Source organism: Bradyrhizobium sp. R2.2-H (assembly GCF_004346455.1).
Classification (GTDB): Bacteria; Pseudomonadota; Alphaproteobacteria; order Rhizobiales; family Xanthobacteraceae; genus Bradyrhizobium; species Bradyrhizobium diversitatis.
In genome coordinates this window covers 25,675-39,762 of the sequence record NZ_SMBR01000001.1, presented here as the reverse complement: position 1 = coordinate 39,762, position 14,088 = coordinate 25,675, and the positions used below count along the sequence as shown (strand labels likewise).

Genomic DNA, 14,088 nt, shown 5'->3' with positions numbered 1-14,088 from the left:
GATTTAACCGATAGGCTGCGGCGTACTGGATGCCCGGTCAAGCCGGGGCATGACAGCAGAGTAAGTGGCAAGCATCTTTCGTTGGAGCTTTCCGCCGTCGCAACCGCAATGACGGCCGCCGCATTTGTATCGATTTGTTATCGATATGCGAGCTTTGCCACCGAGAAGTGATCGCGGGGATCGCCATCAGGGTGGATAATTCATAGTTCGTCAAAGGTTTGCAACGAATTCTCTCGATCGAGCCGGACAACGGCCGGTGCTGCTAGGCCATCGCATGCGGACTCAAACGACCAACTATGTCGCACGGCTGTTCGCCGGCGATCTGTCGGCCTTTGGCGGTCCCGCAACCGACGAGGCCGTGGCCGGACATATCCGGGCCGAACAGATGTCGCTCGTGCTCGGCTATTCGGTCGGCATCATGCTCGCCAATGCCTGCAACGCCATCGTTCTCGCCATCGCACTCTGGCAGTCGCCGGCCAAGATTCCGGCCCTGATCTGGGCGGTCACCGTCGCCGGCGCCGCGATCGCTTTCGGGCTAAAATCGCGGGCGGCGCGCCGCATCACCAAGCCGCAATTCGTCTCGCGTCGCGCGATGCAGCGGCTGGTGCGCAACGCCTTCATCCTCGGCACCGCCTGGGGCATCGTTCCGGTGGCCTTCTTCGCCGAGGCTTCGACCGGCGGCCAGCTCGTCATCACCTGCCTGTGCTCGGGCATGCTGGCCGGCGGCGCACTGGCCTTCGCCACCATCCCGATCGCGGCCATCGCTTTCACGGCCCCCATCTTCGTCGGGATCGCGATCTGCCTCGGCAGGAACGGCGACCTGGCCTTCCTGCTGATCGCCTTTCTCGTCGTGGTCTATGGCAGCGTCCTCTTGCGCGGCGTGTTCGTCAATTCGTTCGCGTTCGCGCGGCGCGTGATACGGCAGATCGAAGCCGAGCGCACGGTGCGGCTGGATCCCCTCACCCATCTGCCCAACCGCGTCGCCTTCAACGAAACGCTCGATGCGGCGCTCAAGCGGCTGGCGTTGTCGGGGGAGGAATTCGCGGTGCTGCTGCTCGACCTCGACCGCTTCAAGGAGGTCAACGACCAGTTCGGTCATCCCGCCGGGGACGAATTCCTGGTCCAGGTTGCAAGCCGCCTGCAACGCTGCACGCGTGCGGCCGAGCACGTCGCGCGCATCGGCGGCGACGAGTTCGCGCTGGTCATGGCCAATCTGGCGCGGCCGGAGGATGCGCTCGAAATCGCCGAGCGCTTCGTCGCGGCCTTCACCGAACCGTTCCAGATCGAGGGCCGCCAGATCGTCGGCGCGACCAGCGTCGGCATCGTGCTGGCGCCGCGCGACGGCAACACCGCGCTCGACATCATGAAGAACGCCGACACGGCGCTCTACCGCGCCAAGAAAGCGGGGCCGGGCACGGTGTGCTTCTTCGAACAAGCCGACGACAGGCTGTCCCGCGACCGCAAGGCGCTGCAATCAGACCTCGAAGGTGCGATCGCGCGAAACGAGCTGTTCCTGGTGTTCCAGCCATTCCTCGATCTCGGCACCGACCGGATCACCGGCCTGGAGGCGCTGCTGCGCTGGCAGCATCCTTCGCGCGGGCTGGTGCCGCCAAGCGAATTCATCCCGATCGCGGAGGAGACCGGGCTGATCCACGAGATCGGCGAATGGGTCGTTCGCCGCGCCTGCGCAAGTGTTGCCGAGTGGCCGGAAGACATCAGGGTCGCCGTCAATTTCTCGGCAGCGCAATTTCACAACACAGGCATCCTCCAGATCATCGTGCAGGCGCTCGCCGATGCCAGGATCGCCCCGCACCGGCTCGAGATCGAGATCACGGAATCGATGCTGCTGTCGAAATACGGCTCGGCCGCGACGGTCCTGAACGCGCTGCTGGAGCTCGGCGTCACGGTGGCGCTGGACGATTTCGGCACCGGCTTTTCCTCGCTGACGTACCTGCGCAAGCTGCCGTTCAGCCGCATCAAGATCGACCAGTCCTTCATCCGCGACATGCTGGTGCAGCCGGACTGCGCCGCGATCGTCAAATCGGTGATCGGGCTCGCGCGCGATTTGCGGATCGGCGTGGTGGCGGAGGGTGTCGAGACTGCCGACCAGCTCGAATGCCTGCGCCAGATCAGTTGCGACGAGGTGCAGGGGTATCTGATCAGCCGGCCGGTGTCGGCCAATGGCGTGATGGCGTTGCTGGATACGAAGAAGTATCGGGCGACTTACGCGGCGTAGGGGCTTTGAAGATCAGTGCCGCTACGGGGCCGGTGTGCTCCCTCCCCCGCCTGCGGGGGAGGGCTGGGGAGAGGGTGTCTCCACGGCGGGATTCTCCCAGAGGAGAGAGCCCTCACCCGCGCCTTTGGCGCGACCTCTCCCGCAAGCGGGAGAGGTGGAGACCGCGGCGCGGTCCATTGCTCCCAGCAGACGACAGAACTTGCTCAGACCGCGTCCGCCCGCAGCAGCGTGTCCACCGTGATGGTGCCGCGGGCGCGGGAGACGCAGGCGCAGATCTTCTGGTTGCTATGCTTCTGGTGATCGCTGAAGAAGACGTCGCGGTGGTCGATCTCGCCGTCGACCTCGACCACGTCGATGGCGCACAGACCGCATTCGCCGCGCTTGCAGTCGAACATCACGTCATGGCCGCTGGCGTTGAGCACGTCCAGCATCGAACGCTCACGCGGGATTTCGAGCTCGATATTCGAGTCCTTCAATCGCACGCGAAACGCTTCGGTCGGCAGCGTGCCGCTGGAGCCGAAGGTCTCGTAGCGGAGATCGGGGAGCGCATGGCCGGCGCCGATCCAGGCATGGCGCGCGGCGTCCAGCAGCCGCATCGGGCCGCAGAACAGCGCCAGCGTTGCCTGCGGCAATGAGGCGAACAGCGCGTCGAGATCGAGCCGCCTGCCTTCATCGCTCGCGTGGACGACGAGGCGATCACCAAGCATCGCGGCGAGCTCGTCGAGATAGGCAGCCTCGCGGCGCGAGCGCACCGCATAGTGCAGCATGACATCCGACCCGCGGCGCGCCAGCGCCTGCGCCGCGCCGAGGATCGGGGTGATGCCGATGCCGCCGGCGATCAGGCAGTAGTTCTGCCGCGTCCAGTCCACGGCGAGCAGCGAGGCAGGCTGCGTGATGTCGAGCCGCGCGCCCGGCTGCAGGGACCACATGTAGCGGGAGCCGCCGCGGGAATCATCAGTGCGGCGCACCGCAATTCTGAAGCCGTGCGGAGAGGCCTCGCCGACCAGCGAGTAAGACCGCGTCTCCGGCTGGCCGTCGATGGTGACGCTGACATTGATGTGGCTGCCGACCGGATAGGACGTGACGTCAAGCTGATCCGGCCTGATCAGGAATTCGCGGATGCCGGGCGCAAGGTCGCGGGTCGTGACGAGCGTTGCAGGAATCCAAGTTTCGATGAAGCGCATGGTGACTGCCCTCAATCGGTTGCGGTCTTGATCAGCGCGAGCGCCGGCAAGAGGTCGAGATGGGTCCGGTTGCGCAGCGCGAGCCGCAGGTTTCGCACCGCGAGCCGCGCATGCTCGCGCATGACGGCCTCGGCGCGCGCGCCTTCGCGGTTCTCGATGGCGTCGATCACGACGCGATGGTGCTCCTGCCCGATGATCAGGATCTGCTGCGCCTCCGGCAGCGCCGACTGCGCCATCACGAAGCCGCTCGGGGAGGCAAACGGCAGCGCCGAGGCGCGGTCGATCTGGCGGATCAGCGGCGGGCTGCGCGACAATTCCGTGAGCACGGCGTGGAAGCGCGCGTTCAGCGTGACATAGGACGAGAAGGCATCGACCGAGATCGGCACCTGGCGGAGCAATTCGTCGATCGCCGCAAGGCATTCCTTCAGCGGCTCCAGCTCGCGCGCGGAGACGCCGCGTTCGGCCGCAAAGCGCGCAGCCAGGCCTTCCAGCGTGCCGCGCAGCTCGATGGAGTCGGAAATGTCGCGCTCCGAAAACGCCTTCACCATGAAGCCGCCGGAAGGGATCGCCTCGAGCAGGCCCTCCTCCTCCAGCCGCACCAGCGCCATGCGCACCGGCGTGCGCGAGGCACCGGTGGTCTCCACCGCCTGAAGCTCGGAGATGCGCTCGCCCGGGCGCAACGCCCCCGACAGGATCTGGTCGCGCAGCGCCAGCTGCGCCTTCACAGTCTGCGAGACTGAGCGGTCCACCTCGCGCTCGGCCATGTCCCTACTCCGCGGCCTGGAGGTGTTGCGGCGCATTCTCCTTGGCAATCATCTTGTCGATCAGCTTGCGCGACCACATCGCGCCGGCGTCGATGTTGAGATTGTAGAAGATACGATCGGGGTTCTCGTCCATCGCCCGCTGCTGCGCTTCCAGAATCAGTTCGTCCTCGCGGAAGATGCCGGAGACGCCCTCGCGGATCTCGGCGGTGATGCGCTGCTCACCGAGGCGGTAATTGCGCACGAAGGACCAAAAGTAATGACAGGTCTTCTCGGTCTCCGGCGTGATCGTGTTGAGCACGAAGCCGTTGACGCCCTGCGACCGGTCGCCTTCCGGCGCACCGGTGCCGGCCGGCGCGACGCCGACGTCGATCGCGATGGTGCACGGAGCCTCGAAGCGGATGATCTGCCAGCGATCGACGAGGCCGGGCTTGCCGAGCTGTTTGGCCCAGAACGGTGGCGGCTCGATGTTCCGCATCCAGCGCGTCACGGTTACCGTCTTCTCGCCATGGGTGACGTCGAACGGAGCCTCGGCGACCGCGTCGTTGCCAATGGAGGAGCCGTGCACGAAGGTCTCGTGGGTGAGGTCCATGAGATTGTCGAGCACGAGGCGGTAGTCGCAATTGACGTGGATGGTTTTGCCGTCGCCCGCCCAGGCCGGATCGTGATTCCAGTGCATGTCCGGCACCAGCGCGGGATCGGCGAGCGCGGGATCGCCCATCCAGAGCCAGATGTAGCGGTGACGCTCGACCACGGGATAAGCGCGCACGCAGGCCGACGGATTGATGGTCTCCTGCGAAGGCATGAAGGTGCAGCGCCCCTGCGCATTGTACTTCAGGCCGTGATAGCCGCAGACGACGGTGTCGCCTTCGAGCCGGCCCTTGGACAGCGGGACAAGGCGATGCCAGCAGGCATCCTCCAGCGCGGCCACCGTGCCGTCAGCCTTGCGGTACATCACGACATGCTTGCCGCAGATCGTCCGCGGCAGCAGCGCCGCCTTGACGTCGGCGTCCCAGGCGGCGGCGTACCAGGCGTTCATGGGGAAGGGTTTTGTCATTGGTCTCACTCCCACGGTTTATGAATACGTTATGTATACAATATCAGCGGAGGATAGGCCGCACAAGCCTGAATTTCCTTACCAAATTACCTTTGATGAGTATCCGGTATACAGCCTCACCGCACGAGGCCTGCGAGCGTAGGCACTCGCGCCTCAACAGCGTCATGGCCGGGCTTGTCCCGGCCATCCACGCGTTGCCACGCGGTACGAAGAACGTGGATGCCCGGGACAAGCCCGGGCATGACGACCTATCGTGAACGCATGTGATCTTGTTCTGCTCTTAGGGCAGCTACGCCCCGAACACCTTCGCCAGCCCCGCCTTCGCCTCTTCCTGGATCTTCTTCAGGTGCTCGGTGCTGCGGAAGCTTTCGGCGTAGATCTTGTAGACGTCCTCCGTCCCCGACGGCCGCGCGGCGAACCAGCCATAGTCGGTCTCCACCTTGATGCCGCCGAACGGCTGGCCGTTGCCGGGCGCCTTGCTCAGCGTCGCGCGAACCGGATCGCCGGCGAGATCCTTCAGGCCGAGCTGCTCGGGCGTGACGGACTTCAGGATGTTCTTCTGCGGCCCGGTCGCGGCGACGTCGATGCGCGCGTAATGGGGCATGCCGAACTCGGCGGTGAGGTCGCCGAAGAGCTGGCTGGGATCGCGGCCGGTCTTCGCCATGATCTCGGCAGCCAACAGGCCGAGGATGATGCCGTCCTTGTCGGTGGTCCACACCGTGCCGTCGCGACGCAGGAACGAGGCGCCTGCACTCTCCTCGCCGCCGAAGCCGAAGCCGCCGGTGAGGAGGCCGTCAACGAACCATTTGAAGCCGACCGGCGTCTCCACCAGCTTGCGGCCGAGCTTTTTCGCGACGCGATCGATGATCGAGCTCGACACCACGGTCTTGCCGATCGCGGCATCCTTGCCCCAATGCGGGCGGTGCGCGAACAGATAGGAGATCGCGGTCGCCAGATAATGGTTCGGATTCATCAGGCCGCCGGTGCGCGTCACGATGCCGTGACGATCGGCATCGGTGTCGTTGGCAAAGGCGACGTCGAAGCGGTCGCGCATCGCGATCAGGCTCGCCATGGCGTAGGGCGAGGAGCAATCCATGCGGATCTTTCCGTCCCAGTCCACCGTCATGAAGCGGAAGGTGGGGTCGATCGCCTCGTTCACCACCGTGGCCTTCAGGCCGTAGCGCTCGATGATCGGATGCCAGTAATGCACGGCGGCACCGCCGAGCGGATCGATGCCGATGGTGACGCCGGCGGATTTGACGAGGTCGAGATCGACGACGTTGCCGAGATCGGCGACGTAAGGGGTGATGAAGTCACAGGCGTGGACGTTCGCGGATTTGCGTGCCTTGGCATAGTCGATGCGCTTCACGTCCTTGAGGCCATCGGCGAGATAGGCATTGGCGCGCTTCTCGACCACGCCCGTGACGTCGGTGTCAGCGGGGCCGCCATGCGGCGGATTGTACTTGTAGCCGCCGTCCTCCGGCGGATTGTGCGAGGGCGTGATGACGACGCCGTCGGCGAGGCCGCTGGCGCGGCCCTTGTTGTAGGTGAGGATGGCGTGCGAGATGACGGGGGTCGGCGTGTAGCCGCCGTCCTTGTCGATCATGACATCAACGCCGTTGGCGGCGAACACCTCGACGGCGCTGACGAGCGCCGGCTCGGCCAGCGCGTGGGTGTCGATGCCGATGAAAAGGGGACCCGTCAGCCCCTTTTCTCGTCTGTAGTCACAGATGGCCTGCGTGGTCGCGAGGATGTGTCCTTCGTTGAACGTGTTCTTGAACGAGGTGCCGCGATGGCCCGATGTGCCGAACGCCACGCGCTGCGCCGGATCCGATGCGTCGGGCTTGCCTGCGAAGTAGGCCGTCACCAGCCGTGGAATATTGGTGAGCGCGTCTGGCGAGGCCTGTTTGCCCGCCGCGGGATGAACATCAGCCACTGAAATATCCTCGTCCTGTCGTCACGGAAATAGCGGGACACCATAGCATCGGCCGCGCCCGCGCCAAGGCCACAACACGCGCGACGAGGAAGGCGTTCCCTGGGGGTGAGCGCCCGCGCGCGGCAGTGACCGCGCGCCAATGGCCGGTTTGTTAACTCCGGAGCTCTATGACAGAGCCATGCTGTGGGATCGGGCACGCTTCAATCTCGGCGCAACGTGGACGCACGTGGCGGTCGCCCTGCTGTTGTCGGCCTCGAACGGCGCACATGCGAGCGACGGCGATATCGACGGGCCGCGCACGACATCGACGATCTCCAGCGTCGGGGCTGAACTCGGCGCCGGCGAAACGCCGTCATCCCGGGCCATGATCCGGAAGATCATCGAGAGAGAAACCGCAAAGACCAATTTGCCGGCCGACGTCGCCGAAGCCGTCGTCTTTGTCGAAAGCGGCTATAACCCGGCGGTCATCGGCAGCGTTGGCGAAATCGGCGTGATGCAGGTGCGGCCCGAGACGGCGGCGATGCTGGGATTCCGCGGAAGCAATGCGGAACTCGCGGAACTGGACGTCAATATCCATTACGGGGTGCTTTATCTCAGCCGGGCCTGGCACCTGGCGGGCGGCGATCTCTGCCGCGCCCTGATGAAGTATCGGGCGGGCCATGGCGAAGAAGAGATGACCGCCCGGTCGCAGGTCTATTGCAACCGAGCCCGCAACCGTCTCCTCGCCATGAACGCGATGCCGGCAGGGACCGCAGCTGCGGCTGCCCCCGATGCGGCGCCCCCGGTCGCTGCTGCGGCTCCGGCAAAACCGGCGAGCCGCGCGAAGATGCCGGTGCAGCCCAAAACGGTCTATGCCCGCTATCGTCAGGGCACCGCGGCCGCCAGCCGCGCCTATTGGGCCGCACACGAGGCCCGGATCAGCCAGATCAAGGCGCGCATCGAAGCCAGATGGAAGCGCGTCGCATCGCGTTGACGGCCTCCGGCTTGCTCCGCCGCAAGCTCCGCATCTACTGTGTGTCGCAAAAGTGTATGCTTGGAGGTCGCTTCATGGAGGTCATACTGCTCGGCACCGGCGGACCACGTCCGGACCCTCGCCGGATGGCGACCACCACGCTGATCAGGCTCGGCGACGAGAACATCCTGTTCGACGCCGGCCGCGGCGTCGTGGTGCAGCTCAGCAAGGCCGGCGTGCCGCTCGGCACCATCAACACGGTCTTTCTCACGCACCATCACTTCGACCACATCGGCGACCTCTACGATGTGATGCTGAATTCATGGATGCACGGGCGCAAGGACGAGCTGCGCATCTATGGACCGCCGGATACCGAGCGGCTCGTCAGCACGCTGATCACGCAGGTCTACGACAAGGACATCACCTGGAGGGATAAGGGCGAGCCCGCCTTCGGCGGCTGGAAGCCTGTCGTCGCAGCTGACATCGTACCGGGTCCTGTTCTCGACACCGGCCGCTGGAAGATCAGGGCCGAGCCGGTCTCGCATGGCGACGGCCTCGACATGCCGCCGGCCTTCCTCGCGCGCTGGATGTGTCTCGGCTACCGCTTCGAAGCGGAGGGCAAGGTTGTTGCGATTTCCGGCGACACCGTCCCCTGCCCCGGGCTCGAGCGGCTGGCACAGGGAGCCGACCTGCTGGTCCAGTGCTGCTTTCTCGCCACCCCAGAGATCAACAACGAGCACCTCCGCCGCCTTGCGAAATACACGATCGCCTGTGGTGACACGGTCGGCAAGGTCGCGACCAAGGCCGGCGTCAGGAAGCTCGCGCTGACCCATCACCGGCCGCGCACCGACGACACCATGCTGAAGGCGCTGCTTGACGATGTGCGGCAGGACTATTCAGGGCCGGTCGTGCTCGGCGAGGATCTCACGCGGATCGAGGTCTGAGACCATCGGCCGTCCGGCCTCAGGACGATCCGACCTCGATCCGGAACGACAATTGCTCTTGCGCCTCCGGCGCAATGTGCATCAGGCCCGGCTTGTCGGTGAACTCGCCGTCGAAGCCGGCGGGACTGGCATGGCCGCGCCACGGCTCGATGCAGAGGAACGGCGCACCTGACGGTTTCGACCAGACGCCGAGCTCGCGGAAGCCGCGCCAGGACATTTCCAGCCACGGGCCGGTCGATACACCCTGCCCCGCGGCATAGCGGACCGACGTGCTCTCGATCCGGTCGAAGATGATGGCGTCGTCGGTGAACAGGGATTGGGACAGAGGAAGCGAGTTGCCTTTGACCGGGCTCGGCTCCGCTGCCGGCCGCAGCAGTCCACCATCGAGACGGCGGACGGGGGACGCCTCCGCGCGCGCGAAAGTCAGCGCATAACTCTCCTTTGCCATACCGGGCCGGAGCGGCCAGTTGAAGGCGGGATGACCACCGAGCGAGACCGGCAATTCCTCCTTGCCGGTGTTGGCAATCGTGAACGTCAGATCGAGGCCGGTGTCGTCGATGGCATAGGCGGCCGTGAGCCGGAACGCGAACGGATAGAGCGCGCGCGTCGCCTCGCTGTCATCGAGCACCAGGGAGCAGCGGCTCTCGCCGCGTTCCGCCCACGAAAAGCGGCTGTCGCGGGCAAAGCCGTGCTGGGTCATCCGATACGTCTTGCCCCGGTGGCGCAATTCGTCGTTGGCGAGGCGCCCGACGATCGGAAACAGCAGCGGCGCGTGACGCGGCCATTCCGGCCCCGCCTGCCAGACGAATTCGATGCCGCTGTCGTCCTTCAGCGAGCAGAGCTCGGCACCGTGCGCCTTGATGGTTGCCGTGAGGGAGCCGCTGCGGAGGGAATAGGTATCGTCGCTCATGCGAGACGTCTACACCCCCAACCCACCCGCAGCAAGGCAGTGCCGGCCATCCAACTCGAACGTTTTGGCGCCGATCGAGCGCTGCGTCATATTTCCGTACCCAACGATTGCTCTGTTGGCACAATCACCGTCTGTCTCCCCGAGGCCGATCCGACCTGAAGCCGATGAAATCCCGTGGTAGCCAATTGAAGTTCTTCATCAACGGCCGCTTTCTGTCGCAAAAGCTCACCGGCGTTCAGCGTTATGCCGCTGAAATGGTCAAGGCGATCGACGTGCTGCTGGCGTCGGAGCAGACTCCTGCCTCGTTGCGCAACGCGGAGTGGCAGTTGCTGACGCCAGCGGATGCAAGCGAGACCCTTCAACTCGATCGGATCAAGATTCGCGCCGTCGGCCGGTTGCATGGGCACGCTTGGGATCAGATCGATCTCGCGCGCGCCGCGGCCGGAGGCCGCTTGATCAGCCTGGCCAATTCCGGCCCCGTCTTCCATCGCGACCACATCGTCGTGCTCCACGACGCCCAGGTCTTTCGCAGACCCGACTTCTTCAACTGGCGCTACTTGACCGTTCATCGCACAATGGGGCGGCTGCTCGCCCGCCACGCAGCCATCGCGACGGTGTCGGCATTTTCCCGCAGAGAACTTGCCGAGGTGCTGAATCTATCGGCACCACACATTCCCGTCTTCCCCAACAGCGCCGAACACTTCGCCGCCACGAAGCCCGACCCCGGCATCCTTGCGCGCCTGGGCATTCAACCGCAGAAATTCTTTCTGTTCGTGGGCTCGAAGACCAAGAACAAGAATCTCTCCGTAGCGATTCGCGCCGTCCAATTGCTCGACCGGGCCGACGTTCCGCTGGTCATCGTCGGAGGCGATAACAGCAAGGTCTTTCAGGACAATTCGGGCGAAGGGGTTTCCGGCCTGTTGCTTGCCGGGCGTCTGACGGACAGCGAGATTGCAGCTCTCTATGCGCATGCATCGGCATTCGTGTTTCCCTCGCTCTACGAGGGGTTCGGCGTACCGCCGCTCGAGGCCATGATCTTCGGCTGTCCGGTCATCGCCTCGACGGCTGACGCCGTCGTGGAGACGTGCGGTGACGCGGCTGCGTATTTTCGCGCCACCGATGCCGACGCGCTGAAGCAGCTGATGCTCGAAAGACTGGCAATCGGCGCGATCTCGGACCAGGAACGCATGCGGCAGCAGGATCGCCTTGCCTTCTATTCGTGGAAGAAGTCGGCGAAGGCGCTGCTCGATCACCTCGCACGACCGGCGCACATCGCCAACGCTGCCTGAAGCTCGGCGCAGCTCGCCTATTGCGCGCAATGGTTCTTGCACAAACCATTTGCAACTCGCGGCTTCCCTGCACAGTTCCATGAGAAACTTTTTTCGCTCTTGCAGCTATCGCGGCGCAACAACACCACATCGCTGCCCCAATATCGCTACGTATTCGATGAACTGTTCCGCCAGCAGTGAAGCTCAGAACGAGGATGCACGATGCCCGGCTCTCCGACGCAGCCTTATGCAAGACAGACGATGAAGGTGCTGCACGTCGCCGAGACGATTCGTGGCGGGATTGCGAGCTACCTGAATGAGTTACATCCGCAGCAACAGGCGAGCTTCGGCGCCGAGAACGTGCACTATGTCGTTCCCTCGGATCATCGCCGCGATCTCGCCGCCGTCGATGACAATCAGATTACGACATTCGAGCGATCCGGCCGCAGCATCGCCGGGCTATTGCAGATGCTGCGCGCAAGCATGCAGGCGCTGGATGCGTTCAGGCCGGACGTGGTGCACCTGCATTCCTCGTTTGCGGGCCTCGTGCTCAGGCCCGCGCTGGCGGCCCGCTCGGACGGACCGCGCGTCGTCTATTGTCCGCACGGCTGGGCGTTTTCGCGCGAGACCGGCCGCCTCAGTCATGTGGTGACAAAGGCGGCGGAGAACCTTCTCGCGCGCACCTCGGACCGGATCATCTGCATCTCCGGCGACGAGTTCAACGAGGCGGTCCGCGCCGGAATTCCCGCCGACCGCCTCACCGTCGTCCACAATGGCATCTCGAAGAGCCGCACGCTGCAGCCCGTTGCGGCGGAATGGACTTCCAAGAAGGTCAAGGTCCTCTTCATCGGTCGTCTGGACCGGCAGAAGGGCTTTGATCTCCTGATCGAAGCGGCTCGCTCGCTCGAGGATGTCCTCGACGTCCGCATGGTCGGCGCCTCCGTCGTCAACAAATACGAAGGGCCGGCCGTCCCCTCCAACGTGTCCCTGCTGGGCTGGCTGGACCGCCCAACCATCGAGACCCAGCTCGAGGCCGCCGACCTCGTCGTAATCCCATCACGATGGGAAGCCTTTGGCCTCGTTGCCCTGGAGGCGATGCGCGCAGCCAAGCCCATTCTGGCGTTCCGCAGCGGCGCATTGCCCGAGATCGTCGTCGATGGCGTCACCGGCGTGCTGTGCGAGCCCGTCGCCGTCCAGCCGCTCGTCGACGGTTTCCGGCGAGCACTGGATCTCGATCTCAAGGTGCTGGGGCAGCGCGGCTACGACCGGTTCAAGCAGCTTTATGACGTTCAGAAGACGCATGGACAATTGCAGCAGGTCTATGCCGAGCTCCTTCAGGACGACCGGACACCGATCGCAACGAAGGCGGGGCTGCAATCGGATCTCTCAAAGTGACGATGAACATGCGCGATTGCCCTCGCAGATGCCGAAGATCGCGCTGGCGATCCACCAAGCCCGGTCTGGTGTCACCGCCGGTGTATCGCGCGTGAGCATGACCTAGACCATGACACGCCCACGCACCTTGATTCGCGACACTGTCCGCCTCGCGGGCTTCATCTCTTCCATTCTTCTGTCGGTGCCGGCCTGCGCTCAGCACGCTCAACCGCTCGATGCCCGATTCCTGCTGGGTGTCGGCACCCATCAGGGGCTGGGCGGGCCGGTGAGCGCGCGCGGGTACGTGCCAGCAGAGAACGTCGCCCAGATCAAGCAACTCGGCCTCAATTCCTTCCGCGACGACTTCCCCTGGTCCGATTTCGAAACGGCAGGACGCCGGATGGGCTTCACGTCCAGACTCGGCAGGCTGGAGGCGCAGGTCAAATCCGGCGTCGCGCGCCCGCTCCTGATCCTTGCGTTCGGCCATCATCTCGTTCCGAATTCGTCACCACCGACGACCGACGAAGCCCGGCAGCGCTTCGCCGATTATGCTGCAGCCGCGGCGCAATCAGTCGTGGCGCAACACCCGCTGTTCGAGCTCTGGAACGAATGGAACATGGCGGCAAAGAAAGATGCCGCGTTCTCACCGGAAAACTATCTGGCGCTCGCGGAGGCCGCACGCCCGGCGGTGAAGCGGGTCGCGCCGAATGCGCCTTTCCTGGTCGGGGCGCTCGGCGACGATCCGGGCTGGACATGGACGGAGAAGATGCTGCGAACCGGCATTCTCCAGTACGCGGACGGAGCCTCGATCCATCTCTACAATTTCTGCATGGGCCCAAGCAAACGCACCTCCGCCGAGATCATCGATCGGCTCACCGCGTTCCATCGGCTCGTGAGTCAGGCGAGCGGAAACGCCGACTTCCCGATCTATGTCACCGAGACCGGCTGGACCACGGCCACCAACAAATGCGGCGTCAGCGAACAGGCGCAGGCCGACAATACGGCACAGCTCATCCTGTGGGCGGCGACCGCGGGACGCTGGCTCAAGGGCATCTGGCTCTATGAGCTCAAGGACAGCGGCAGGAATCCATCGGAGCTGGAGGACAATTTCGGCCTCTACCGTTTCGACAACTCGCCAAAACCCGTCGCCTGTGCGGCCCAGGGCGCCTGGGCTTTCATCCGCTCCAGCCTGAGTGCCGAGCGAGGAGAACTCGCCGGCGGCGTCGTGTCGATCAATGCGTCAACGGCTTCCGGCGGCAGAATTGCAGTCTGGTCCGAGGCCCCGGACCGACGTTACGAAATCCGGCTCAAGGAGGATCAGGAAGGAGCAACCTTTGCGATGCCGTGCGATTCGGCGGCAAGACCGGCGTCCAGGGCCTGGATTCCGGTTTCGAGCACACCGGTTCTTATTGCAGTCAACAACGGTGCCATTCCCGCCCTGGAGATACGGCCGGCGCGGTAGGCGT

11 protein-coding genes are annotated in these 14,088 nt (G+C 64.7%); 6 read left to right on the top strand and 5 right to left on the bottom strand.

All coding sequences use genetic code 11. The features are described from left to right. Positions 1 to 274: 274 nt before the first annotated feature. Positions 275 to 2,236: a putative bifunctional diguanylate cyclase/phosphodiesterase gene (locus EDE08_RS00145; RefSeq protein WP_131866058.1), complete on the top strand. Its 1,962-nt coding sequence runs from the start codon at positions 275 to 277 to the stop codon at positions 2,234 to 2,236. A 203-nt stretch (positions 2,237 to 2,439) separates the two neighbouring features. Here EDE08_RS00145 and EDE08_RS00140 read toward each other — a convergent pair whose 3' ends face one another. The 4 genes from EDE08_RS00140 to pgm form a co-directional block, all read right to left on the bottom strand. Next, on the bottom strand, positions 2,440 to 3,420 hold the full coding sequence (locus EDE08_RS00140) for a PDR/VanB family oxidoreductase (RefSeq protein WP_131866056.1): 981 nt from the start codon (positions 3,418 to 3,420) through the stop codon (positions 2,440 to 2,442). Positions 3,421 to 3,431: 11 nt separating this feature from the next. Next, complete coding sequence (locus EDE08_RS00135) at positions 3,432 to 4,184, bottom strand: GntR family transcriptional regulator (RefSeq protein WP_131866054.1); 753 nt, start codon at positions 4,182 to 4,184, stop codon at positions 3,432 to 3,434. Between the two features lie 4 nt (positions 4,185 to 4,188). Beyond that, positions 4,189 to 5,238, bottom strand: a complete 1,050-nt coding sequence (locus EDE08_RS00130; protein WP_131866052.1) for an aromatic ring-hydroxylating dioxygenase subunit alpha — start codon at positions 5,236 to 5,238, stop codon at positions 4,189 to 4,191. Positions 5,239 to 5,527: 289 nt separating this feature from the next. Continuing rightward, entirely contained in the window at positions 5,528 to 7,174 is a 1,647-nt protein-coding gene (pgm, locus tag EDE08_RS00125) for a phosphoglucomutase (alpha-D-glucose-1,6-bisphosphate-dependent) (protein WP_131866050.1), read from the bottom strand. 178 nt (positions 7,175 to 7,352) lie between these two features. Between pgm and EDE08_RS00120 the strand changes: the two genes are divergently transcribed. Both EDE08_RS00120 and EDE08_RS00115 read left to right on the top strand, forming a co-directional pair. Further along, complete coding sequence (locus EDE08_RS00120) at positions 7,353 to 8,147, top strand: transglycosylase SLT domain-containing protein (protein WP_131866048.1); 795 nt, start codon at positions 7,353 to 7,355, stop codon at positions 8,145 to 8,147. Positions 8,148 to 8,221: 74 nt separating this feature from the next. After that, positions 8,222 to 9,070, top strand: coding sequence for an MBL fold metallo-hydrolase (locus EDE08_RS00115; protein WP_131866045.1), 849 nt, complete (start codon positions 8,222 to 8,224; stop codon positions 9,068 to 9,070). Positions 9,071 to 9,089: 19 nt separating this feature from the next. Here the strand turns inward: EDE08_RS00115 and EDE08_RS00110 are convergent, their stop codons facing one another. Further along, on the bottom strand, positions 9,090 to 9,980 hold the full coding sequence (locus tag EDE08_RS00110; protein WP_131866043.1) for an aldose 1-epimerase family protein: 891 nt from the start codon (positions 9,978 to 9,980) through the stop codon (positions 9,090 to 9,092). Between the two features lie 185 nt (positions 9,981 to 10,165). On the opposite strand from EDE08_RS00110, the gene EDE08_RS00105 reads away from it, so the two are divergent. The 3 genes from EDE08_RS00105 (at position 10,166) to EDE08_RS00095 (ending at position 14,084) form a co-directional block, all read left to right on the top strand. Then, positions 10,166 to 11,269 carry a glycosyltransferase family 4 protein gene (locus tag EDE08_RS00105; RefSeq protein WP_131866041.1) on the top strand — a complete coding sequence of 368 codons (1,104 nt, stop codon included), beginning with the start codon at positions 10,166 to 10,168 and terminating at the stop codon, positions 11,267 to 11,269. Between the two features lie 201 nt (positions 11,270 to 11,470). Beyond that, positions 11,471 to 12,643, top strand: a complete 1,173-nt coding sequence (locus EDE08_RS00100; RefSeq protein WP_245524662.1) for a glycosyltransferase — start codon at positions 11,471 to 11,473, stop codon at positions 12,641 to 12,643. Between the two features lie 109 nt (positions 12,644 to 12,752). After that, entirely contained in the window at positions 12,753 to 14,084 is a 1,332-nt protein-coding gene (locus EDE08_RS00095) for a cellulase family glycosylhydrolase (protein WP_131866039.1), read from the top strand. Positions 14,085 to 14,088 lie beyond the last annotated feature (4 nt).